The sequence below is a fragment of the Sphingorhabdus sp. EL138 genome, assembly GCF_945862485.1.
In the GTDB taxonomy this organism is placed as follows: Bacteria; Pseudomonadota; Alphaproteobacteria; order Sphingomonadales; family Sphingomonadaceae; genus Sphingorhabdus_B.
The window spans coordinates 113329-136710 of sequence record NZ_CAMAYF010000004.1 but is presented as its reverse complement, the minus strand read 5'-3'; the positions used below and the strand labels follow the sequence as shown (position 1 = coordinate 136710).

17 protein-coding genes are annotated in these 23382 nt (G+C 52.8%); 5 read left to right on the top strand and 12 right to left on the bottom strand.

Translation table 11 applies throughout. The annotated features are described in order from the left end of the window. Positions 1 to 113 precede the first annotated feature (113 nt). The gene (locus tag Q0O33_RS03330) at positions 114 to 686 is read left to right on the top strand and encodes a hypothetical protein (protein WP_295496030.1); all 573 of its coding nucleotides are present in this window, start codon (positions 114 to 116) and stop codon (positions 684 to 686) included. 80 nt (positions 687 to 766) lie between these two features. Here the strand turns inward: Q0O33_RS03330 and Q0O33_RS03325 are convergent, their stop codons facing one another. The 5 genes from Q0O33_RS03325 to Q0O33_RS03305 all read right to left on the bottom strand — a co-directional run bounded on the left by Q0O33_RS03325 (position 767) and on the right by Q0O33_RS03305 (position 5831). Further along, complete coding sequence (locus tag Q0O33_RS03325) at positions 767 to 1111, bottom strand: hypothetical protein (protein WP_295496027.1); 345 nt, start codon at positions 1109 to 1111, stop codon at positions 767 to 769. Positions 1112 to 1223: 112 nt separating this feature from the next. After that, positions 1224 to 2528 carry an amidohydrolase family protein gene (locus Q0O33_RS03320; protein WP_295496024.1) on the bottom strand — a complete coding sequence of 435 codons (1305 nt, stop codon included), beginning with the start codon at positions 2526 to 2528 and terminating at the stop codon, positions 1224 to 1226. Positions 2529 to 2602: 74 nt separating this feature from the next. Beyond that, positions 2603 to 3124, bottom strand: coding sequence for a hypothetical protein (locus Q0O33_RS03315; protein WP_295496020.1), 522 nt, complete (start codon positions 3122 to 3124; stop codon positions 2603 to 2605). A 9-nt stretch (positions 3125 to 3133) separates the two neighbouring features. Continuing rightward, positions 3134 to 4528, bottom strand: coding sequence for a dihydrolipoyl dehydrogenase (lpdA, locus tag Q0O33_RS03310; protein ID WP_295496017.1), 1395 nt, complete (start codon positions 4526 to 4528; stop codon positions 3134 to 3136). A gap of 1 nt (position 4529) precedes the next feature. Then, positions 4530 to 5831: a pyruvate dehydrogenase complex dihydrolipoamide acetyltransferase gene (locus tag Q0O33_RS03305; RefSeq protein WP_295496014.1), complete on the bottom strand. Its 1302-nt coding sequence runs from the start codon at positions 5829 to 5831 to the stop codon at positions 4530 to 4532. Between the two features lie 153 nt (positions 5832 to 5984). On the opposite strand from Q0O33_RS03305, the gene Q0O33_RS03300 reads away from it, so the two are divergent. After that, positions 5985 to 6440, top strand: coding sequence for a universal stress protein (locus Q0O33_RS03300; protein ID WP_295496011.1), 456 nt, complete (start codon positions 5985 to 5987; stop codon positions 6438 to 6440). A 29-nt stretch (positions 6441 to 6469) separates the two neighbouring features. Here the strand turns inward: Q0O33_RS03300 and rnr are convergent, their stop codons facing one another. The 3 genes from rnr to phaR are packed head-to-tail and all read right to left on the bottom strand — an operon-like array spanning position 6470 to position 10866. Further along, complete coding sequence (gene rnr / locus Q0O33_RS03295) at positions 6470 to 8740, bottom strand: ribonuclease R (RefSeq protein WP_295496008.1); 2271 nt, start codon at positions 8738 to 8740, stop codon at positions 6470 to 6472. Between the two features lie 3 nt (positions 8741 to 8743). Continuing rightward, positions 8744 to 10273, bottom strand: coding sequence for a proline--tRNA ligase (gene proS, locus Q0O33_RS03290; protein WP_295496006.1), 1530 nt, complete (start codon positions 10271 to 10273; stop codon positions 8744 to 8746). Between the two features lie 26 nt (positions 10274 to 10299). Next, positions 10300 to 10866 carry a polyhydroxyalkanoate synthesis repressor PhaR gene (phaR, locus tag Q0O33_RS03285; protein ID WP_295496003.1) on the bottom strand — a complete coding sequence of 189 codons (567 nt, stop codon included), beginning with the start codon at positions 10864 to 10866 and terminating at the stop codon, positions 10300 to 10302. A gap of 334 nt (positions 10867 to 11200) precedes the next feature. On the opposite strand from phaR, the gene Q0O33_RS03280 reads away from it, so the two are divergent. The 3 genes from Q0O33_RS03280 (at position 11201) to Q0O33_RS03270 (ending at position 18260) form a co-directional block, all read left to right on the top strand. Beyond that, positions 11201 to 14416: a TonB-dependent receptor gene (locus Q0O33_RS03280; protein ID WP_295496000.1), complete on the top strand. Its 3216-nt coding sequence runs from the start codon at positions 11201 to 11203 to the stop codon at positions 14414 to 14416. A gap of 291 nt (positions 14417 to 14707) precedes the next feature. Continuing rightward, positions 14708 to 16804: a prolyl oligopeptidase family serine peptidase gene (locus Q0O33_RS03275; RefSeq protein WP_295495997.1), complete on the top strand. Its 2097-nt coding sequence runs from the start codon at positions 14708 to 14710 to the stop codon at positions 16802 to 16804. A 280-nt stretch (positions 16805 to 17084) separates the two neighbouring features. Next, the gene (locus Q0O33_RS03270) at positions 17085 to 18260 is read left to right on the top strand and encodes a hypothetical protein (protein ID WP_295495994.1); all 1176 of its coding nucleotides are present in this window, start codon (positions 17085 to 17087) and stop codon (positions 18258 to 18260) included. A gap of 9 nt (positions 18261 to 18269) precedes the next feature. Here the strand turns inward: Q0O33_RS03270 and alr are convergent, their stop codons facing one another. The 4 genes from alr to Q0O33_RS03250 form a co-directional block, all read right to left on the bottom strand. Continuing rightward, positions 18270 to 19313 (bottom strand): alanine racemase, encoded by a 1044-nt coding sequence (gene alr, locus Q0O33_RS03265; RefSeq protein ID WP_295495993.1) that lies wholly within the window; start codon positions 19311 to 19313, stop codon positions 18270 to 18272. A gap of 31 nt (positions 19314 to 19344) precedes the next feature. Next, the gene (locus Q0O33_RS03260) at positions 19345 to 20931 is read right to left on the bottom strand and encodes an MFS transporter (RefSeq protein ID WP_295495992.1); all 1587 of its coding nucleotides are present in this window, start codon (positions 20929 to 20931) and stop codon (positions 19345 to 19347) included. A 62-nt stretch (positions 20932 to 20993) separates the two neighbouring features. Next, positions 20994 to 23015 (bottom strand): acetyl/propionyl/methylcrotonyl-CoA carboxylase subunit alpha, encoded by a 2022-nt coding sequence (locus Q0O33_RS03255; protein WP_295495990.1) that lies wholly within the window; start codon positions 23013 to 23015, stop codon positions 20994 to 20996. After that, the gene (locus Q0O33_RS03250) at positions 23015 to 23380 is read right to left on the bottom strand and encodes a DUF1330 domain-containing protein (protein ID WP_295495987.1); all 366 of its coding nucleotides are present in this window, start codon (positions 23378 to 23380) and stop codon (positions 23015 to 23017) included. The genes Q0O33_RS03255 and Q0O33_RS03250 overlap by 1 nt, the downstream gene beginning before the upstream one ends. Positions 23381 to 23382 lie beyond the last annotated feature (2 nt).

Below are 23382 nucleotides of genomic sequence, written 5' to 3'. Positions count from 1 at the left end.
CGATATAGAAATATGCCATTGTCCATTCATCGATCAGCAAATAGTTGCGCAGGGTGCTGGATTGATTGCGCCCTTTTGTGCGCTTTTAAGTTTTTACGGGCCATAGTTTTCATATGGAACATAATATTTTGTCCGATAGTTGGTCGCTATCAAAATGGTTGGCAGTCAAAACCAGCCATGCGCGGGATTTGGTGATTGATTGCATTGAATCACATCAGCCCGTGATGAGCGAGACCAATTGTCAACGGTTACTGCTGGCGCACGTCCATTATCATCAGATGGTCAAACCAGTTTATGATGATCCTAATATCAAGCGGTTGCTTTTTCCCTTTTTCGATATCCGCCAACCGCAGGTATTTGAACCTAAAGCGCCTCGGCACATTGTCCCAGATTTACAGTTTTCCGGTCATGGCCGCAGTGTGCCCTTTGGCCTACTTCCAAGGATGGGTTGGTTATATGCGACCCAATTTGTCGATTTCGGATTGGCACAACTCCTAACAGACCCAAAGGCCAATCACCTTAATTTGCGCGTTGATGCTGAAAAAAGGAAAAGCGAGTGGCAGGCATTTCGACATGACCTCGATGTTTTACATCTTTCTGAAAACGAAGAGGAAGCCTTAGCAAAAGCGGCCTGTGCAGCGTTGAGCACTTACAGTGGTATTTTCAACAGTGCCTACCGAGGATGATGCGCCGGTTCGGTTATCAAGCACCGAGCATGAAAAGATAACTACAATAGTCACCACAACCACATGGCTTGTTGCAGCCTTTACTTCTCCGGCGTTAACTTTGCGCCACTCTCGATATTTTCATTAAAGCTCGTCACCACCGAGTCGACCAGCAGCTGGATTTCCTCGGCCGCAAACTTCTCCGCTTCGGCCAAGCTTGAACCATAAGACCGCTCGGACTTCACCAATATCGCCTTATAGGCTGCGCGTTCTGTCGGGCATGCCGAATCGGATGTTTGGATAAACGCGCTTGGGGCAGCTTTTTCAGCGACGGCCACATTGTGGACTTCAATCATGCAATTGTTGAATGCCTTACGGGCGTTGTCCATGGGGTCGCCCTTCATGGCGGCCATGCTGAGCATTGCGGTTGCGATGATAGTGATCATGTTTCAAAATCCCTGATATTCATTCGCGGACAATTCTGCGACCGCTGAAATAGAAGTTTACACAACCATCATGGCGCAATCAATGCGCTATGATAGATTGCAGTTCGCGCATTCATCGGACGATTTTGCCGCCCTTCACCACGGCGTCGACAGTTTCCAACTCCCGCACATTCGCCAAGGGGTCGCCATCGACTGCGATGATATCGGCAAAGCGCCCCACAGCAATCGCGCCGACATCTTTTTCGCGGCCAAGCGCTTGGGCCGCGTTGCGGGTTGCGGCCTGAATGGCCTCAATCGGGGTCATGCCATATTCGACCATGACTTTAAATTGTCCGCCGACAAGCCCGTGCGGCATCACGCCCGCGTCCGAGGCAAAGACCATTTTAACACCAGCTTTGTGCGCTTTACGGAAATTGTCGCGCTGGATCTGCGCTACTTCGCGGTCTTTGCGCAGATTGTCTTCCAATACGCCGTTTTTCGCGCCCTCGGACTGCGTATAATCTGTGTTGAAGATGTCCATCGAGAACCATACGGGCCGCACTCGCGCGGCGGCAAGCTTTATGCCCTCATCGTCCACAAGGCTTGCATGTTCAATCGTGTCGATGCCCGCTTTGATCGCGGCCTTAATGCCGTCTCCGCCATGGGCATGGGCCGCAACGCGCAGGCCCCATTGATGTGCCTCTTCGGCTATTACACGCAATTCGCGTTCGGAAAGTTGCTGCTGACCAGGTTCGGTATTGCGTGAAAACACGCCGCCTGTGGCACAGACCTTGATGACTTCTGCGCCATATTTCCGCTGGCGCCGGACTTCGTAGCGCAATTCGTCCTCGCTATCGGCAATGCCCTCTTCCTTGGATGCCCCTTCAAGGCTTGGCGGCAGAAATGTTGAGTCGCAATGCCCGCCAGTTGCGCCGATCGAATAACCAGCCGGCACAATACGCGGACCTATGGCATAGCCATTTTCAATCGCTTGTTTTAGACCGATGTCATTGCGGTTTTCCGCCCCGACATTGCGCACGGTAGTAAAGCCCGCCTTCAGCATAGCCTGCGCCGCACCGACGGCCGACATACCCCAGAAGCTGTCGGTAAATTCAAGGCCGCGATAGCCGCCAATATCAGCGGGGCTATCGAGATGCACATGCATGTCAATGAGGCCGGGTAAGATGGTTTTGCCGGACATGTTTATATGTGCGACATCGCTGCCCCATTTTACCGTGCGGGCATCGGCGATGCTGGTGATGCGGCCATCCGCGCCGACAAACACAGCAGGAAAATCAACCTTTTTACCCGTCAAAACATCGACCATCTTATCTGCGGTAATGACCGTAGTTTGCGCTTGTGCAGTCGAGGACAAAATAAAGGCACCAGAAATCGCCAAGACCCGCAGATTTTTCAGCAAGTTCACACTATATGACATACCTGTTTTTCCTACACATATTTGTTACCCCAAAGGATGGCAAAAAATGGAGGTGTAGGACAGCGAAAAGTAGTTCAATCAGACTCTCGCCATTTACCTAACGCACCAAGACGCTCTTTGAAAAGCTGACCAGATGCTGAAGCTAAGTCGATGTTTCGAATCGTTCGCGATTTGGTGGACCGGCGGTATTCGTCAATCCACGACACGCGTAGCGACGGATTGATAGTTTTTATTCCATAAGTAACGCGCTTGACGGTCTTCACCTCTGTGAGTTGTTCCAGCGATATGGGCTTTCGGAGTACACTCGGGTGCAGCAACAAAGCATCTTTAGTCATCGTGATCGCTGTTCGGTCAGCCCAACGCCAACCATTCATTACGGCTTCGAAGAGAACATATCCGCCTAAAAGTGCTGCTCCGACCGGGAAGTCGTCGATGCGCCACGACTGAAGCATTCTCGCAAACGCAGCGCGCCTACCTGTGCTGTCCGAAAGATCGGTTAAACCGAACAACAAAAACACCAACGGCGCGGCGACTGCGAGAAATATTGTCAGGCAACCCAAGGTTCCGGTTGAAAAATTGATCCGTATGGGCGCCAATCTAAATCCTCACATATGCAGCATCTTGCCATACGCGCCCAACACGCTCTCGTGCATCATCTCGCTTAAGGTTGGGTGCGGGAATACGGTGTGCATGAAATCGGCTTCAACCAACTCGGCGGTTTTGCCGATGGTGTAGCCTTGAATTAACTCGGTGACTTCCGCGCCCACCATATGCGCGCCCAGCAATTCGCCAGTCTTCGCATCAAACACCGTTTTGATGAAGCCCTCTGCCTCACCCAAAGCGATTGCCTTGCCATTGCCCAAGAACGGGAAATTGCCGACTTTGACATCGAACCCAGCCTCTTTAGCCTTCGCCTCCGTCATGCCAACACTCGCGACTTGCGGATGGCAATAGGTGCAGCCGGGAATGTTCATCGGATCCATCGCATGCGGATGACCCCCCGCAATAGCTTCGGCCGCAATTACACCTTCATGGCTTGCCTTATGCGCCAACCATGGCGGAGCGGTAACATCACCAATTGCCCAGATGCCTGGGACATTGGTCCGGCCCATGGGATCCGTTTTAATGTGGAAGCGCTTGTCGGGCTCTATGCCCAAATCCTCAAGTCCAATATTCTCAACATTGGGAACTATGCCAATGGCAACGATGACATGGCTGAATTCTTCTGTCGTAACGGAACCATCCTTGCCCTTTATCTCAACAGATACGCTTGTTTCAGACGGCGTGACTGAACCGACCCCCGCAGACGTGCGAATGTCCATCCCCTGCTGTTTAAGCGCTTTTTCCAAAAACGCGCTAACGTCCGCATCTTCGACGGGTACAATGCGGTCCATCATCTCAACGACGGTGACTTTTGCGCCCATATCATTGTAAAAACTTGCAAATTCTATACCGATGGCACCCGAACCAATAACCAGTAACCTAGTCGGCATTTCTGTTGGCACCATAGCATGACGATACGTCCAGATGCGTTTTCCGTCAGCCTTCGCTTTAGGTAAATCTCGCGCGCGGGCGCCGGTGGCGATGATTATGTTCTTTGCTGTCAATTCTTCAGCCATGCCGTCTTTGGTGACAGTCAATTTGCCAGGCGCGGTCAACTTGCCGTCGCCCATATGGACGGTAATTTTGTTTTTCTTCATCAGATGCGTCACGCCCTGATTCAACTGCTTTGCAACGCCGCGCGACCGCTTGACCACCGCGTCAATATCGGCGCTGATATTCGCCGCAGTCAGGCCATAATCGCCCGCATGCTGCATATAATGATAAATTTCGGCCGACCGCAGCAACGCCTTGGTCGGGATGCAACCCCAGTTGAGGCAAATGCCGCCAAGATTTTCGCGCTCGACAATAGCGACTTTCAGCCCAAGCTGCGCAGCACGGATGGCGGCAACATAGCCACCGGGACCAGAACCAAGGACGATGAGATCATAATCAGACATTTTACGCCACCAACCCCAAAGGATTCTCCACCAGTTCCTTGAACACTTTCATAAACATCGCGCCGTCTGCGCCGTCGATGGCGCGGTGATCGAAGGAGCCGGTAACGCTCATAACCGTGGCAATGGCCAAAGCGTCATCGACAATATAGGGCCGCTTTTCCCCTGCCCCGACCGCGAGGATCATCGCTTGTGGCGGGTTGATGACAGCATCAAATTGCTTGATGCCCATCATACCCATGTTGGAAATAGACGCTGTGCCGCCTTGATATTCATGCGGCTGCAACTTGCCATCCTTGGCACGCGCTGCAAGCTCGGCCACTTCGGTCGAGATTTTGGACAGCGATTTGTTTGCAGCGTCCGTAACGATGGGGGTTATCAGGCCAGTCGGCACAGATACCGCGACGCTGATGTCTGCGCGGCTATATTGCAGCATATTGTCGCCGGCAAAGCTGACATTGCACGCAGGCACTTGAATCAAAGTCAGCGCCAGCGCCTTGATCAACATATCATTGACCGACAGCTTGATGCCGCGGCTTTCAAGGCTGGCGTTCAATTCGCCACGCAACTTTAATAAGGCGTCAAGGCGGACATCTACCGTCAGGTAAATATGCGGCACTTGCTGCTTGCTCTCGGTCAGGCGGCGCGCGATGGTCTTGCGCATATTGCTGAGCTTGACGACCGCATGCGGAATGTCGGTGTTAATTGCCGCGAGTTTTGCGACGGGCGCTTCTGCACGAAGGCCAGCATTCGACGCGGGAGCCGCGACTGGACTTCGGCCCTCGCCAGAGAGCGCGTCCACATCAGCTTTCACAATACGCCCATTCGGGCCTGTGCCAGCGACGGCGGTCAGATCAAGGCCCTTGTTGACGGCAATACGTTTGGCAAGTGGGCTCGCTTTAACGCGGTCATTGCTTTGCGATGGCGCGGGACTTGCTGCGGCCGCCTGCGGACGGGGCGCTGCCGCGGTCGGCTCTGCGGCCTGCGCGCTTGGAACAACCTTCTCCGCTACGACAGGCGGGACGGGTTGGACCGGCGCAGCAGCAGAGGGCGCTGCTTCCTCATCCTCACCCTGAATCATCGCGATAACCGCGCCGACCTTCACGCCATCGGTTCCCTCAGCCACCAATATCTGGGTCACGATACCCTCATCAACGGCTTCGAACTCCATTGTCGCCTTATCGGTCTCAATTTCGGCCAGCAAATCTCCGGAAGACACTTTGTCGCCTTCCTTGACCAGCCACCGAGCCAATGTGCCTTCTTCCATCGTGGGAGAAAGGGCGGGCATTTTGAGTTCTATATACATCGAATACTAGCCTTTTATGGTCGTCGTTATAGTTCTCCGCATAGCCAAGCTTTCCCAAGCGTCAAGCGTGATGAGGTTGCCAATCCTTCAAATTTCGCGCAGTCTATACGAATTCATGCAAGGCTGCGGGCGAAGCGAGCTCCGGGGGAAATAATGCGGACATATCTGGTGGTTATCGACGAAACCGAGGAAGCACGGCTTGCCTTGCGTTTTGCATCGCGCCGGGCGGCCAAAACGGCCGGCGCAGTTCATATTTTGGCGCTTGTTGAGCAAGCGGATTTTGTCGCTTGGGGGGGTGTTCAGGCGACAATGGAAGCAGAAGCGCGCGACCGGGCGGAGCAGCTTGTAACCGCGGCCGCAGGTTCAATCTTCGACGAAATGGGCGTTCGTCCCGATATTACCGTTAAGCCCGGCGAGGCTATTGACGTTGTAAAAGTCATGTTGGAGGAACATCCCGGTATCGCCGCGCTCGTGCTGGGTGCCGCCGCCCAAGGCGCGCCTGGTCCGTTAATTAGCCACTTTACGGGCGTAAATGCAGGGACCTTACCCTGCCCTGTCATGGTTATTCCCGGATCGCTTAGCGACGCACAATTGGATGAATTGAGTTAAAGTCTTCAGGAACGCTTTGCGTAACCCGCCTAACGCCTCTTTCCCTGATGCCGGATATTCCCCGGCCTACCGCGCTTTCCCGCATCATATTTGCCCGCCTTGGGCTTGCCCTTATGCTTAAACCGATCGGGGGCGTAGCTTCCGCCCTCCGGCAATTCAAAGCGCAGCGACCCTGAAATCGGGTTCGCTTCCGCCAAGCGCAGTTCAAGGCACATGCCCGGCCGATATTCCTGCCGTGTTTTTTCGCCAATCAGTGTCTGGCTGGCCTCGTCATAATGGAAATAATCCTTACCCAAGGTTGAGGCAGGCACCAATCCGTCGCCGCCGACCCCTTGTACGGTTGCGAAAAATCCAAAATTCTGAACACCCGTAATCCGCGCTTGAACGATTTGCCCAACATGCGCGGAAAGATAGGCCGCGATATAACGATCTGTCGTTTCCCGCTCCGCTTCCATCGCGCGACGTTCGGTGCGGCTGATGGCTTCTGCGGTGGCCGCAAGCTTCGTAATCGCAGCCTCGGTCAAGCCCGTTATAGGCTCAACATCGTTGATTTTCGGCTTAGGCATCTCAAGCCCGTAAGCGCTCACCAATGCGCGGTGCACGATAAGGTCGGCATAGCGCCGGATTGGTGAGGTGAAATGGGCGTAGCTGCCCAATGACAAGCCGAAGTGGCCAACATTATTGGGGCCATAATAAGCTTGCGTCTGGCTGCGCAACACCGCTTCCATGATCTGCGGACGCACTTCTTCTTCGATGATTTTTTCGAGGATATTGTTGAATGTCTCAGGCTTGACCACCTGACCAAGCGCAAATTCGATGTCAAAAGTCTTCAGATATTCCTTCAGTGCCACCAGTTTTTCACGGCTTGGCGGTTCATGCGCGCGATATATCAACGAGGATTTCTTTGCCTCCAGCGCTTTAGCGGCGGCGACATTGGCGGCGATCATGAAGTCTTCGACCAAACGATGTGCTTCCAACTGTTCGCGCTCGGCAACGCCCGTGACGCGGCCTTGATCGTCAAGTGTAATGCGCTTTTCTGGTAGATTGAGCTCCAGCGGCCCGCGCTTGTTCCGCGCCTTAGAAAGCAATCTCCAGCACGCCCAAAGCGGCTTGAGCGCCGTATCTAGCAATGGATTTTCCATCTGCCCATCGATAGCGGCTTGGGCGTCTGGATAAGGAATATTGGCCGCAATTCGCGCGATAGCGCGCGTGAAACGCCATGACGTCACTTGCCCAGTTTTGCCGATAGCAAGGTGGCAGGCGATCACGGCGCGATCCTCCCCTGCCCTGAGCGAACATTTGTCCGAAGACAGTGCGTGCGGTAGCATCGGCACGACAAGGTCGGGAAAATAGACACTGTTGCCGCGCTTCGATGCTTCATGGTCCAATGCGCTACCGGGACGGACATAATAGCTCACATCGGCAATCGCGACGATAGCATCAAAGCCGCCGGTATCGGCATTGGGGGTCGCCCAGATAGCGTCATCGAAGTCGCGCGCGTCGCGTGGATCTATGGCAATGATGGGTAAATGGCGCAGGTCTTCACGATGGTCGTCCGTAACCGGCAATTCGCGGACGCGCCCTGCTTCGCGTTCCGCCGCCTCGGGCATTTCAAACGGAATGCCAAATTTGTGGATGGCGATCAGGCTGAAGCTTTTAGGCGCAAATGGGTCACCCAAAACTTGCGTGACCCGAGCCGATTTCTTGTGTGCGTTGCCCGTCAATTCGGCGAGTACGAGTTCCCCGGCCTTCGCATTGCCAACGTCACCAATTTGCGTATCAAAGCGCGCTTTCTTGTCGACGGACTTTAGCCAGAAACGACCATTTTCGCCGCCTTCGACCACACCCAAAATCTGCTCGCTGCCTTTTGCCAGCTTCTTCATGACGTGCGCGACGTGGCCGCTGCCACGCTCTTCGGTGCGCGCCAATATGCGGTCACCAATGCCCAAGGCGCCACGCTTGCCTTTGGCTTCTATCACCCGAATTTTGGGTAATGGAATGCCTTCGGCTTCCCAATGCTCCGGTACAGCGACAGTGTTATCGCCATCAATCGCAACAATCTTGAGCACCGTAACCTTCGGCAGGCCGCCCATTTTATGAAAGGCACGGCCCGGGGCCATGTCAATCAGCCCTTCGTCGGTCATGTCCTTTAACAAGGCCTTCAGCGCGATTTTCTCATGCCCGCGCAAGCCAAATTCCCGCGCAATTTCCCGTTTGCCCGCAGGGTCCTTTGATATTTTGATAAATTCAAGGATCTGATCTCGGGTGGGGAGGCCTTCAAATTGCGCATATTTGGTCATGCTCTAATAAGTCCGCCCAATCAGTATTCGTTCCACCGCTGGCGCGCCTGTAAAGAAGCAGGGGCCGTCGGCGGGTAAGGCGTCGATGGGGCTGTTGCGCATGGTGATTTTCAAGGCTTTGAGTTGTGCCACTATGGCGTCGAGCGCCGTACCAGTTGGTCGTGACCATTGCACCTCAACCCAGCCTGCAAAACCGGCCTCATCGCCGGCAAAATGTTGGGCAAGATCCATCACGTCGCGGTGAATATTGGTCTCTAACCGCGCTTTTGCCTCGGTATATAAATTGCTCTGGATATCCTCCAACAACCCGGGCGCAGACATAACAAATTCGGCGCGCGGCGTGAATGCAGTCGCAAGCTTGCCGTCGTCCTTATACAGGCTATCGCGGCGGATGACCGCGGCCTTGCCCTCGCCCATGTCGCGTGGCCCCACCTCAACAATGATCGGCGCGCCTTTTTTGACCCAGGCCCAGCGCTTGTTCGACGCCTTCGTCGCCTTTGTATCCAGCAACACGCGCAAAGGTTCGCCAAAAACGTTGAGTGCCAACAATTCCGCGCGCAGGCTGCGACAATATGCCAATACAGCCTCGTCTTCGTCATTATCGCGCAACATGGGAATGATGACGATCTGATGTGGAGCGATTTGCGGCGGGCAGCGCAGGCCATCGTCATCGCCATGGGTCATGATGACGCCGCCAATCATGCGCGTGGAGACCCCCCAGCTTGTCGTATGCGCGAATTGCTGATTGCCGTCTTTATCCTGATATTTAATGCCGGATGCTTCGGCAAAGCCCGTGCCCAGATAATGCGAAGTACCCGCTTGTAGCGCTTTTCCATCCTGCATCATCGCTTCGATGCTGTAGGTTGCAACCGCGCCGGGGAAGCGCTCATTCTCAGGCTTTTCTCCAGCGACTACGGGCATCGCCAGCGGACCTTCGGCAAAAGCACGGTACATTTCCAGCGCGCGCATCGTTTCCTGCATCGCATCTTGGCGATCCACATGGGCGGTGTGCCCTTCCTGCCACAAAAACTCGCTGGTGCGCAGGAACATGCGGGTCCGCATTTCCCAGCGCACAACATTGGCCCATTGGTTCACCATCAAAGGCAAATCGCGCCAGCTTTGTACCCAGCGGCTCATCGCTGCGCCAATCACCGTTTCCGATGTGGGGCGCACGACAAGCGGCTCCTCTAACTTCGATCCTGGATCAGGGATCAGCTTGCCATTGCCATCACTGATAAGGCGGTGATGCGTGACAACCGCCATTTCTTTGGCAAAGCCTTCGACATGGTCGGCCTCTTTTTCAAAGAAGGATAAGGGTATGAATAATGGGAAATAGCAGTTTTCAACGCCAGCGGCCTTAATCTCTGCGTCCATAAGCTTTTGGATACGTTCCCACATGCCATAGCCCCAAGGCCGGATGACCATGCATCCACGCACACCGGATTCCTCGGCCAAATCGGCCTCCGAAATGACTTCCTGATACCAGCCAGAGAAATTCTGCGCGCGGGTGACGCTTAAAGCATGTTTTATCAAAATCTTACCTGTTATCTTTGAGGGAATTATGAGGCGCGGTCAGCGGCCATTTTATCAATTTGCGCCTGTAGCGCCGCGATCTGCTGTTTTAGCTCGGCAACGGTTTCGTCGCGTTCGGGCTTTTTGCCCGTGAGGTTACCCAAATTTGGCATCAACGCTTCCCGCGCAGAGCGCATAAATTCGATATTCTGCTTTGCCAAATGGCCAAAAGGACCAGAGGTGATAGCTGTTTCAATCACTTCTTGAACCTGTCGCTGGTTCTTGCGGAAATTGTCCATCGACGTTTCCAAAAACTGCGGCACCATGCCTTGCATGGAGTCACCATACATTGCGATCAGCTGCTTCAGGAAGCCAACCGGCAACATTTGCTGCCCGCTATTTTCCTCATCCATGATGATCTGCGTCAAGACGCCGTGCGTGATATCCTCATTGGATTTGGCGTCAAGTACCTTGAAATCAATATCTTTGCGCGTGAGATCTGCAAGGAAATCAAGCGTAATATATTTCGACGACTGCATATTATACAGCCTGCGGTTAGCGTATTTTTTAATGATGATTGGGCCATCACCATTTTTGTTGGCCGTACGTGCCATCTTTGGTCCTTCCGGTAATGTTGCACCCTGATAGCATCAAGCCATAGTGCACTGCAACATTGGTGAATTATACCTCCAGCCGCGGGCATGGTGTGAACCTGCATAACGGCCTTCGGCATTTTTTGAACGCAACGAAACATGCGGGCTTCGATGAACGCCTGATGAGCACTGTTGCATAACAGCAACATCTGAAAAGAAACTTCGCATTTTGGACAGCGTTGGTTGCACTCTTGATTTACCTTGGTTTACAAGATAATATAGGAAATTACGTTCGGCTTTCAAAGCGGATGTTCGGCCGTAGAATTAGGTCAAAAATAAGCTGGGGAGCTTAAATATGAAGAAGACACGTTTGTTGATTGCAGGGTCTGCAATTAGTTTCGCTTTATTTGCTGCACTTCCGTCATTCGCGCAGAGCGCGGCCGCAAGTGATCCGGCAAAGGCTGACGAAGAGGTCGCTACAGAGGCGGAAGAAGAAGCAGAAGAGGAAGTGGTGTCTCAGCCCATCCTCGTGACTGGTTCACGCATTGCGCGACCAACGTTGCAGTCAGCCGTTCCTTTGACATCTGTGACGATTGAAGATCTTACAGGCACTGGCGAGTTGTCGCTTGGGGACGCATTGAACGATCTACCATCGCTCCGTTCCACATTCAGCTCGGGTAACTCTAGCCGCTTTATCGGCACCGCAGGTCTAAGCCTTCTCGATCTTCGCGGTCTTGGCACAGACCGTACGCTTGTTCTCGTAAATGGTCGCCGTCACGTGACATCAACACCCGGCGACAACGGCTTTGACGTTAACACAATTCCAACTGACCTTGTGGAGCGCATCGACATTGTAACTGGCGGTAACTCCGCAATTTACGGTTCGGACGCAGTTGCGGGTGTTGTCAATTTCATCTTGAAGCGCGACTTTGATGGTATCACACTGCGTTCACAGGGCGGAATTTCTTCACGCGGTGATCGTGGCACATATTTCGTGAGCGGTGTCGCTGGGCAGAATTTCGCGGATGGCCGTGGTAACGTATCAGTTGCCGTTGAATATACGCGTCAAGAGCCTCTATTGATGTATCAGCGCGAAGGATTGACTGGGGCAGCAAATGGCCGCTGCCAATTCCAGCAGACCGACGCGCAGGGTGCTGCAGGCGGCGAAGTCGGCTTTAGTGCGACTGATGGTATTCCAGACAGCACTTTCCTATGCGGCATTCGTAACGGAACTATTTCCGATGCGGGTACCGTAGGCGGTTTGAGCGGTGGACGGTTCCTCCGCTTTGATGACGCGGGCAACCTTTTCATTGATACACCTACAGTCAACTTTTCAAGTGTTGGCTCCGGCAATACACAAGGTGGCTTCGGCTCCACCTTGCGCAACACTGGGAGCCTCTTGGCCGCAGTAGATCGTTATGCCGCAAACTTTATGGCGCATTATGATGTATCAGATGCGTTCAAGCCTTTCATCGAAGCCAAATATGTTCGCACTGAAGTTGCTGGCGAAGGCCAACCAAGTTTCTTCACCAGCGTTCCTGGCACATTGGGCGGACCCGCATTTCGTTGTAATAACGGGTTTTTGAGTGGCCAAAATATTTTGGTCCTGCAACAAAATGGCCTTTGCTCGAATTTGGCAACTGGCACGTTCCCACTTGCACGTTTCAACATAGACTTGGGTGGTCGTCGTTTTGAAGGCACGCGTGAAACATATCGGGCAGTCGGCGGCGTAGAAGGTACGTTTAACGAAGATTGGAACTACGAACTGGCTGTTAACTATGGCCGTTTCGAAGCTGTTGGTTTCAACACCAACAACTTGGTCATCTTCAATCAAGCTGGCACCGCGTTCGATGGCTTTAACTTGGCCGTTGATGCTGTTGTCGCGCCATCCACCTTCACTGGTACAAACTTTGTAACCAATGCTGCTGGTCAGCGCGTAATTTGCGCTGTGAATGCTGTTTCGAACGTTAACACTGCTTGTGTGCCTGTGAACGTATTCGGTCAGGGCCGCTCGGATGCCCGTGCAATAGATTTCATCAACACGGAAGGCCGGACGGATGAATTCGCAAGTCAGTTTGTGGCATCTGCGTTTGTTGGCGGTGATTTGTCACAGCTTTTTGAATTGCCAGGCGGACCAGTTGCTTTCGCTTTGGGTGCTGAATATCGTAAGGAAAAGGCGAGCGTCGATTATGATGCATTAACATCCAGCGGCGCGACCTTCTTGAACGCTTTGCAGGACTTCAATCCACCACAATTTGTGGTCAAGGAAGCTTATGCCGAAGTTCAGGTTCCATTGTTGAAGGATGTCTCCTTCGCAAAGGAATTGTCGCTGAACTTTGCTGGCCGCGTATCTGATTACAACACGCGCACCGGAACGGTATATGCCTACAATGTGCAGGGTATTTATGCCCCAATCGAAGATCTGCGTTTCCGTGCCGCTTATGCTACGTCTGTTCGTGCACCAACGCAGGGTGATTTATTCTCTGCAGCGTCAGAAAACTTCGCACAAATCTCAGATCCGTGTGATCTTGTGTCACCGGGTAGTACAACAGCTGCCAACTGTGCTGCTGCAGGTGTTCCAACCACCGCTAATGCTGCGCTTGTTACCGCTTGCGCATCCACTGCGTTCCCGGTTGCTTTGGGCGCGCCATTTGTTAACTGTACGGCGCGAACCTCTTCGACCGGCTTCCTTTCAGGCGGTAACCCGACCTTAATTGAGGAAAAGGGTAAGAGCTTGACGCTCGGCTTTATAGCTCAACCCAGCTTCATCCCAGGCCTGAGCCTCACGGTCGACTATTACAAGATTGAAGTTGAAGACCTGATCGCCTCTTTGTCTGCACAGTCCATTATCAGCCTGTGCTATTCAAACGCCAGCGGGATCAACAATCCTTTCTGTTCAACCGTGAAGCGCGACGCTGTTACTGGTCTGTTTGTTAAGCCGGCTGTTATCTCGGGCGGGATAAACTTTGCGAAGCAAAGTACACGGGGTGTCGATTTCGACCTCGCCTATCGCAAGACTTTTGAGAATGGTGATCGTTTGACAGCGCGTCTCATTGCTACAAAAGCATTGCGTTTGGATAACTACACAGACCCAACGAACCCAGCTAATCCAAATCGTCAGCTCGGCGAATTAGGCGATCCAGAGTGGTCGGCTAGCTTCTCAACTGGCTATGATTTCGGTGACTTCGACGTTTTGTATGCAGCTCGCTACATCGGCAAGATGACTATCGGCTCATATGAAGCGCAGAACAATTATATGGGACAATGCCCGCTGACGGGTACTTTCCGTGGCCAGACTGGACGGGAGGGCGTAACCTGCGACCCAATTTTGGGTAACATTGTGGAATTGGCACCAGCTAATGCTGACGCGTTCCCGCAAGTTCATTACCCAGACGTTTTGTATCACGACATCCGCGTTGGTGTTAACATCAGCAACGACTTCCGTTTCTTTGCTGGCGTGAACAACCTGTTGGACAAGCAGCCACCACTTGGTTTGCTTGGAACCGCTGGCGGTGATCCGTTCGACAGCTTTGGCCGGAATTTCTTCTTCGGAATCAACGCAAACTTCTGACACTTAGTGTCCTAAATGAAATGAAAGGGCGCCTAATTTGGCGCCCTTTTTTTACTGCTGCGATGCCAGTTAATGATGATTTGTATGGATGTGTGTATTTTGAAATTTAATGCAGCTAGGCTCCGGCAGACCAGACTTTGCTGATATCGCCTGCCCGTTTTTGATTAGGAGCTGTGGCAACATAATTGTTGTGAACACATTCCCATCGAGCGCGTCATCTCTCTTGCGTCTGCCACTATCAAAACTATAACATAAAGTAATTACATGTAACATCGCGGGTGAGTGGAGATTATGAGAAAAGCGAAATTGGCCGCATTGTTTTTAGGCGCCGCAGCACCTTCAACTTTTGCGCCTGTGGTAGCCGAAAGCACTGCGCCTTTAGTGAATATAGCTGCGCAGGCGGCTGATAGTCAGACGATAGTCGTAAATGCTCCACGCGGAAGGGTAGAAACGGCAGTGTTTGGTAAGCGCCCTTTCATGCGTTCTCCTCGACTTTCCCCTGACGGAACCAAAATTGCAGTAATGATGACGAAAGATGGGGTGGATTACCTCGGCTTTATTGATGCTACCAAACCTGGATCAGCACCCATATTTTTCGCTCAAGCAGAGGAGTTTAGAGAGGCAGGTGACCGTGCGATTGCGTCATGGCGTTTTGTCGGTAACCGAACGATCATTTTCACAGTTGTGTCGCGTGAAATCATCGGCGGCCGCCGTTCGGACGTTTTGCGTTTAGTCACTTATGACCTAGAAACGAAAAAAATAAGTCCGTTGGCATGGGATGGCGCTCGCGGAAGTGGTGTTAGCATTTTGTTCATCGACGACGAAAAGGAGACGATTCTTGTCTCCCGCGATACCTTAAAGGATATGAGCTACAGCGGTAATCCTGAGGTAATCGAAGTTGATGTCCGTTCTGGAAAATTCAAAACGATCATGCGGCAAAATGTTGAGGTTCGAAGCTGGCTTGTTGACGGTAAAGGTGTCATTCGCGCTGGCGTCGGTAACGATAGTGACAGTGGCAAACAGCGCTTAATGTACAGGTCTGATGGCAACAGCGTGATGAAGACCGTTTCCAACGAAGCGGATACCACTTTTACAGGAACGCAAATTATACCTGACATCTTCCTTGATGAGCCAGACATGGCATATGCGACGAGCAACAAGGATGGATTTCGTAAAGTCTATAAAGTAAATTTGAAGACGATACAGATCGTAGGGGATCCTATATTCGGGGTTAAAGGGTATGATATTGATGGTATCATCTCCAATGAGGCTGATAATGCCATAGCAGGGGTTGCGTATACATCGACGAAACAGCGCACGCGTTGGTTTGACCCACGTCTGGCCGAAGTCCAGAAACTCATGGATGAAGATTTTGGTCGTGGAAATGCCCAGATTCTCTCTACCAATGATGGGGATACGAAAATCCTCATGCGAATTGCTAAGGTGAACGCCCCCGGCGGCTATTATCTCTTCGATACGGAATCTGGTAATTTGAACCTTGTTGGCTGGGCGCACCCGGTCATTAAGGAATTTGAACTCAACCCTACTAATTCTGTCCGCTACAAAGCATCCGACGGTCTGGAGATGGAAGCCGTCGTCACTTACCCACGCCACAGACCAAGCCGCCAAAAACTTCCCGTAATTGTTATGCCGCATGGTGGGCCTTACGGTGTTCGTGATCAGGAAGAATTTGGATTCTTTCCATGGCATCAGGCGATGGCTGAGCTTGGTTATGTCGTTATACAGCCCAATTATCGAGGTTCAGGCGGCTATGGTAAGGAATTCGTAAAGGAAGGCCGTAAGCCCAATGGCTATGGCTTACGGATGCAGGATGATTTGAATGATGTACTGACTTGGTTTGGTCAATCGGGGTTAATCGATCCCAAGCGTGCCTGCCTCATGGGTTGGTCTTATGGTGGCTATGCCACAGCGCGAGGTGCGCAGCGCGATCCAGATAAATGGAAATGTGCGATCGCTGGAGCCGGTGTTTACGACTTCCCAATGATGAAGGCATATGACACGCGGGCTTTTGGTGACTTCGGTGCCAATTTTCAGGCGACGGCTGACGACTTGATAGGCATATCCTCCGCGCGTAATACGGATGGGCCCTGGTCCCCGATCTTGATTGTTGCGGGCTTACGGGACGCGCGTATTCCTATTGAACAATCGCGGACACTCGTATCGCGACTGAAGGGATCGGGTAAGAAAGAAGGCATAGATTTTAAATATGTCGAGCAGCCAAAGGGCACACACAACCTGCCGTATGAAGACGTGCATATTGAATGGTTAAAGGAAGCAGAAGCATGGGCCGAGCGGTTTAACCCAGCATACATCGCATCCGACCCAGACAAGGCCCCGCTTGTTGCTGTTACACTTGCCGCAAAATAGTCCATTGGCATGTGAAACGACGCTCCATCTTGTTAGGATGTCAGTTTTAACGCCGCTTTAATCGTTTTAGAGAGCGTCTGAGCTGATTGGGGCGTGTCTTGAGGCCGAGGGAACCTGTGCACAAGATCAACCGCGCTGCGCAGTCTCTTTTGTAAGCAGACCTAGTGGGCAACGAATACGCTGAGATTCTAATCGAAACTGGATGACAGTTCGAGGTTAAGCCTCTTATTACTATCGCCATGACATTTTGTTAGAGTCACTTAGATTTTAGGATACTCCAATGCCAAAAGCATTTAAACTGGCCGCTCTGTTTTTAATGGCCGGGGGCAATAGCCCGGCGATAGCGAAACAAGAAGTACCACGAGAAATTGTTGTCACTGCAAGGTCAATCAAGGACACAGAGGCTGATTTGAAAGCATGCCTCGCCCGCAAATGCCCACCTGATCAGGACATAAAGGCCACGCTGGCCCATGCGGAAAATCAATTTGTCGCAGGGGATTATCGAAATGCGCGATCTACCTTGGTTAATTCCCTTGGAAGAAACCGGCGGCACAAAGGAAAATATCCTGTCGAAGTCTCGGACTTGCTTCGCGCAAACGGAAATGTAGCTGCCCATTTGGGGGAGTTTGACGTTTACCGAATCTCGGTTCTTGATATGCGCGATACTTTGAAAGGCGCTCTCAAATCTAATGATTATCGCGTATTTGGCGCTGAGATTGAGGTAGCAGATTCCCGCATGAAGCTCGGCTATCTTGAAGAAGCCAGTGACAAGTATCTCGAGATTGAAAAGCGAGCACTCACAGCTGGCTTGCCTCAGGTAGCAGCAATCGCGCGCTTACGAGATCTGTCGCTTCGTGTTCAGCGAGCCGAAACGGAAAGGACAGCATTCCGGAAAAAGGATGCACTGGAAAGTATTGATTTGTTTTTGGACGCACCGACCGAGGGGTCGGAAAAATTCAAGATTGTCGCAGAAGTTCTCAGGTCGCGCTTGGAAAGAGTTGATGGCAACAGTGAAACAGCCGACAAGTTGATTGCGCGCTACGCGGCCATGGGTGGTACCGACCAACCAGTCTTGTTGTACGCAATGCCAATAAGAATGAACGAGGCCCAAGCCGCTCGCGCAATGGCTGGTGGTAGTGATTTGAACCGCCTAGTGACCAATGTTGTCGAAAATCGTTGGGTAGATATCGGATTTTGGATCGGTGCTGACGGCAAAGTCGATGAACCCGAGATTTTACGCAATCAAGGAAGCACCGATTGGACGGATGTTGTTTTGAAAGCCATCAAAACCCGTATCTATGCTCCGTTGAAAGCCGAAAGCGCGGACTCAACGCCGGGCGTTTATGCTATCGAGCGGTACTCGTTGACGGCACAATATGAGAATGACTTTACCGGCACACGCATTCGTCAACGTTCACCCGTCGTCAAAATCGAGCGAATAGACTTAACCGGATAGGGTTAAGCATCAGCTCCAGATACGCGCGAACCTAGACCCCAAATTCGTCAGCAATTCATATTGCGAAAGCCCCGTCAGCGCCGCTGCAGCGACGAGGTCATATTCTATGTCTACCCAGTCACCTTCGCGTAAATCAGGCGATGCATTGAGGTTAAGCGTCACAAGGTCCATCGACACGCGGCCGATGACCGGCAACGCAAGCCCGTCTGCCCTAGCCATCCCCTTGCCCGAAAAAGCGCGCAAATATCCGTCGGCATAGCCCATGGATATTGTCCCCACGCGCGTTTCTTCGCGACAGATGTACGTCGCATTATACCCGACCATTGCCCCTGCAGGTAAGTCGCGAATCTGAAGCAGCCGCGCCGATAGCCGGACGACTAGCTTGATCCATTCTTCCATTCCAGCACGCGCAATACCGCCATAAAGGCTGATCCCAGGCCGTGTCAGACCAAAATGATAATCTGCACCCAACATGATGCCTGCGCTATTGGCTAGGCTGAACCGCTGTGCGTTGGTTGCAGCGGCGGTTTGGTTAAACAAGTACAGCTGTTCGCTGTTCTGCGCGACATCGGTGTCCGCTGATGCCAGATGCGACATCAACAGATCAACATCCATGCCATCGAGCACGCCATCGGCTATGTTCTGTGGTGCAAGGCCCAAGCGGTTAATGCCGCTATCGAACATGACATGGCATTGCCCTCCGCCTGAGTTGCGCCACATCGCAACTTGCTCTGGCGAATTTAGCACTGGAGTAGCCCCTAATTTGCGCGCCGCAGCAATATCGGATGGCGAGATACCGTTCAGCACCGATATCGAATGGGGGGGTATCAAATCGGCAAGTGCTTCTGCTTCACTCCAATGGGCAACGAAAAAGTCACGGCAGCCTGCATCCCGCAAACGGGTAACAACCTCGCGCGCACCTAAGCCATAAGCGTTGGCCTTTACGGCTGCCCCTGCCCGCGCCGCGCCGCTGCGCGCATCTAGCGCACGCCAGTTGGCAACGAGCGCATCTCCGTCAAGGTGAAGGCGCAAAGGAGGCTCAAAATCAGTCATGGAGCGTCCTTTGCTCCTGCTGAACCCGCTGTCAATCGAGCTCCGTTTTTCCGGATGTTTCCGGCAACCAAATCAACGCAACGACAAATGCCAATGCCGTAACTCCAACGGTGTACCAAAGCCCAGAAAACGGCTGCCCCGTCTGCGCTACGATATACTGCGAAATATAGGGCAGAAATCCGCCAAAATAGCCTGCACCAATGTGGTAAGGTATCGACATGGATGTGTATCTAATTTTTGCGGGAAACATTTCCACAAGGATTGCTGCGACTTGGCCGTAGGTCATGCCTGACAAGGCAACCATCAGGAACACCGCCAAGATGATTTTCCAAGGCTCGCGCTGCGCTGGGTCTGACTTGTCGGGATACCCCGCCTTTTCCAGGGCGGCGATATACGCTTTTTCATCAAAGCCCTGCAGATTGGCGTCACCGACGTTCAACGACACGGTGTCGCTTGTTTGTTTGCTATAGGCAATGCCGCGCTTCGTCAGGAAATTGAGCGCTTGTGCACATTCGCTTTCGTGTACGCGGTTGAGTGCGTTGAAATCACATGCAGGCATAGAAAGGGTAACAGGGTTGCTCTGTGTCGCGCGGGCCAAGGCTGGGTTCGCGGCATCCGCCATCATCCAGAAAATCGGGAACACGCCGACGATGGAAAGGCCATAACCAAGCAGCAGCAGCCTTTTGCGGCCCCATTTATCCGACAGCCATCCGCACGCAACATAAGTCGGTGCTGCCAATGCTGCTCCCACCGCCATATACAAAAGCGCATCAGTCTCCGGCACGCGCGCCGTTCCGGTTAGAAAGTATAATGTGCCGAATTGGGACGTATAATAAATGACGGTCAATCCGGCAGCGACGCCGAATAAGGCGACGAAAATGCGCCCCACATTGCCGGGATATTGGAAGCTTTCCAGAAATGGATTTTTGGATGTCGTGCCAGCGGCCTTCATAGCCTTGAAGACGGGGCTTTCCGACAATTTTAGGCGCATATAGAGAGAAATGGCGAGCAACAATATGGAGGTCAAGAACGGCACACGCCAACCCCATGCCTCAAACGCCTCGTTGCTCATGGACTGGCGCGTGATCAGCACGACAATCACCGCAAGCAGAAAGCCGCCAGCAACCGATGCCTGAATCCAACTGGTATATTGGCCCCGTTTGCCGTCTGGAGCATGTTCGGCCACATAAATGGCCGCCCCGCCATATTCACCGCCAAGCGCCAATCCCTGCAGACAGCGCATGAGCAAAAGCAAGCCTGCAGCCCATATCCCTGCGGTTTCAAACGTCGGCAACAATCCAATCGCCGCGGTCGCAACACCCATGAGCGTTATGGTGACAAGAAACGTATATTTTCGGCCGATCTTGTCCCCAAAATAGCCGAATAAGATCGCACCAAATGGGCGCACACCAAAGCCCGCACCAAAGATTGCCAGCGATGCCAATGTCGCCGCGGTCGGGTTGTCGGCGGGGAAAAATAGCTTCCCGATCAGCGCCGCCAAAATGCCATAAACGAAAAAGTCATACCATTCGAAAACCGTACCCAGCGATGATGCCGTTATAACAAGGCGATCGCGTTTTGGATCAAGTACGACTTCCGTTTCGGCAGCAGTGGCCATGATATTCCCCTAAAAACCCTCTGCAGATGTTTTAATGCTAATGGCGGCACTTACAAGCGGGTTCACTCCATCTCCAATATCACTGCGTCGACCGCTAGGCTCTCTCCAGCCTTCGCATTGACCAATTTGACTGTGCCCGATTTTTCCGCGCGCAAAATGTTTTCCATTTTCATCGCCTCTACAACCGCCAATGGCTGACCAGCCTCAACCGTGTCACCGACATTGACATGCAAGGTCGTCAGCAGGCCTGGCATTGGGCAAATGAGGAATTTGGACAAGTCTGGCGGGATTTTCTCGATCATGTGCGTTGCAAGATGTGCAATATGACCCGGCAGGACGCGGGCAAAATAGGATGCGCCGCGTGTTGTTAGATGAAATCCTGTGCGCGTTTTGACGATCTTGACCGCGAGTTCTTCCTCGCCGATTTCCGCTTCTATCAAGCGATCACCGGGGTCATATTCCATCGACAGATCGAAAGGTGCACCATCGACGTGGATGTCGCCATCAACCATCTCGATGTCATGGACCGCCGCGCCGATAGTAACCTGCCAGCGCGCTGGCGGATCAAGCGTATCGCCCAATTGACCATCGACATGCCGCGCACGGTCAGCTTCTGCTGTCGCCACAAAACCAGCGATTGCGGCGAGTGACTTAACCAGTTCGGGTGTTGATGCCGCGCCTTGGAAACCATCAGGATATTCTTCGGCGATGAAGCCCGTCGTGAGTTCGCCTGATCGGAAACGTGGGTGCTGCATAATCGCGCTAACGAAATCGATATTATGGCCCAAGCCCTCAATTTCAAAGCGGTCAAGCGCAGCGATTTGCAGATCGGCGGCTTCATCCCTGGTTTTACCCCACGTGATGAGCTTGGCGATCATGGGATCGTAGAACATCGAAACTTCACCGCCATCATAGACGCCGTCGTCTACACGGACGCCCTCAACACCGCGACGGCCGTTGGCATCTTCGTCCTCGGTCCAACCCGCCACTGGCGGACGATAGCGCGTCAACCGTCCTGTGCTCGGCAAAAATCCGCGATAGGGATCTTCGGCATAAACGCGGTTTTCGATCGCCCAACCATCGATTTTGATGTCATCTTGCGTCATCGCAAGCTTCTCACCCGCAGCCACGCGGATCATCTGTTCGACAAGGTCAATGCCCGTGATGCATTCGGTCACCGGATGTTCGACCTGCAACCGCGTGTTCATTTCGAGGAAGTAGAAGCTCTCCCCGCTTGGGTCTGCGCCGGATACGATAAGTTCCACGGTTCCCGCAGAATAATAGCCGACCGCACGCGATAGCGCCACGCATTGTTCGCCCATCGCTTTGCGCATTTTGGGCGTGACAAAGGGTGACGGCGCTTCCTCGACAACCTTTTGATGCCGCCGCTGGATCGAACATTCGCGTTCGTTCAAATAAAGGATATTGCCGTGTTGATCGCCCAATATCTGGATTTCGATATGGCGCGGGTTGAGAATGAATTTCTCGATAAACACGCGGTCATCACCGAATGAGTTCAGGCCTTCGCGCTTTGTCGCTTCAAAGCCTTCGCGGACATCCTGCTCATTATACGCAAGCCGCATCCCCTTGCCGCCGCCGCCCGCGCTGGCTTTCATCATGACGGGATAACCGATTTCTTCCGAAATCCGCACCGCATGCTCTGTGTCGTCAATCTCACCCACAAAGCCTGGGACAACATTGACCCCTGCCGACATCGCCAGTTTTTTGGATTCAATCTTGTCGCCCATCGCGGCAATTGCGTTCACGGGCGGGCCAATAAAGGCGATGTTTTCCTTGGCCAATGCCTCGGCAAAGCTGGTGCGTTCGGACAGAAAACCATAGCCCGGATGTACGGCCTCTGCGCCCGTTTGCTTGCACGCGGCAATGATCTTGTCGACGATCAAATAAGACTGCGCAGCCGGTGAAGGCCCAATATGCACCGCCTCATCCGCCATCTGCACAAAGGGCGCACGCGCGTCGGCATCGGAATAGACCGCGACAGTGGCGATCCCCATACGACGCGCGGTTTTGATGATCCGGCAAGCAATCTCGCCACGGTTGGCGATCAGGATTTTTTTGAACATTAAGGAATGACCCCTTCAACAATCATAATGCGGGATACGGCATTTTTATGCCTAATATCGGCGATAGGGCGATATTCGTCGGATATCAAAAATGCTTGAGCTGCTGACATATTTGCAAATGCAATGATAACCAATCGGCCTTTGGGGGCTTCGCCTTCAAAAGATGCCGTTTGCCCGCCACGAACAATATATTCTCCGCCATATTGGGCGACAATTGGAACGACTGCCGACGTATAAATTTCGTACGCCGCGTGATCCGTTACCTCAACTTCGGCAATAAGATATGCCTTTGGCCGTGGCAACGGGTGCTCGCTTTCGGAATTCGTCTGTGAAACAGCGATGTCCTGACAAGTTGTTTTCAACATGA

Coding starts and splice junctions, on each gene's coding strand:
- Q0O33_RS03330 (WP_295496030.1), top strand. CDS start 114: ATGGAACATAATATTTTGTCCGATAGTTGGTCGCTATCAAAATGGTTG.
- Q0O33_RS03325 (WP_295496027.1), bottom strand. CDS start 1,111: ATGATCACTATCATCGCAACCGCAATGCTCAGCATGGCCGCCATGAAG.
- Q0O33_RS03320 (WP_295496024.1), bottom strand. CDS start 2,528: ATGTCATATAGTGTGAACTTGCTGAAAAATCTGCGGGTCTTGGCGATT.
- lpdA (WP_295496017.1), bottom strand. CDS start 4,528: ATGTCTGATTATGATCTCATCGTCCTTGGTTCTGGTCCCGGTGGCTAT.
- Q0O33_RS03305 (WP_295496014.1), bottom strand. CDS start 5,831: ATGTATATAGAACTCAAAATGCCCGCCCTTTCTCCCACGATGGAAGAA.
- Q0O33_RS03300 (WP_295496011.1), top strand. CDS start 5,985: ATGCGGACATATCTGGTGGTTATCGACGAAACCGAGGAAGCACGGCTT.
- rnr (WP_295496008.1), bottom strand. CDS start 8,740: ATGACCAAATATGCGCAATTTGAAGGCCTCCCCACCCGAGATCAGATC.
- phaR (WP_295496003.1), bottom strand. CDS start 10,866: ATGGCACGTACGGCCAACAAAAATGGTGATGGCCCAATCATCATTAAA.
- Q0O33_RS03280 (WP_295496000.1), top strand. CDS start 11,201: ATGAAGAAGACACGTTTGTTGATTGCAGGGTCTGCAATTAGTTTCGCT.
- Q0O33_RS03275 (WP_295495997.1), top strand. CDS start 14,708: ATGAGAAAAGCGAAATTGGCCGCATTGTTTTTAGGCGCCGCAGCACCT.
- Q0O33_RS03270 (WP_295495994.1), top strand. CDS start 17,085: ATGCCAAAAGCATTTAAACTGGCCGCTCTGTTTTTAATGGCCGGGGGC.
- alr (WP_295495993.1), bottom strand. CDS start 19,313: ATGACTGATTTTGAGCCTCCTTTGCGCCTTCACCTTGACGGAGATGCG.
- Q0O33_RS03260 (WP_295495992.1), bottom strand. CDS start 20,931: ATGGCCACTGCTGCCGAAACGGAAGTCGTACTTGATCCAAAACGCGAT.
- Q0O33_RS03255 (WP_295495990.1), bottom strand. CDS start 23,015: ATGTTCAAAAAAATCCTGATCGCCAACCGTGGCGAGATTGCTTGCCGG.
- Q0O33_RS03250 (WP_295495987.1), bottom strand. CDS start 23,380: ATGTTGAAAACAACTTGTCAGGACATCGCTGTTTCACAGACGAATTCC.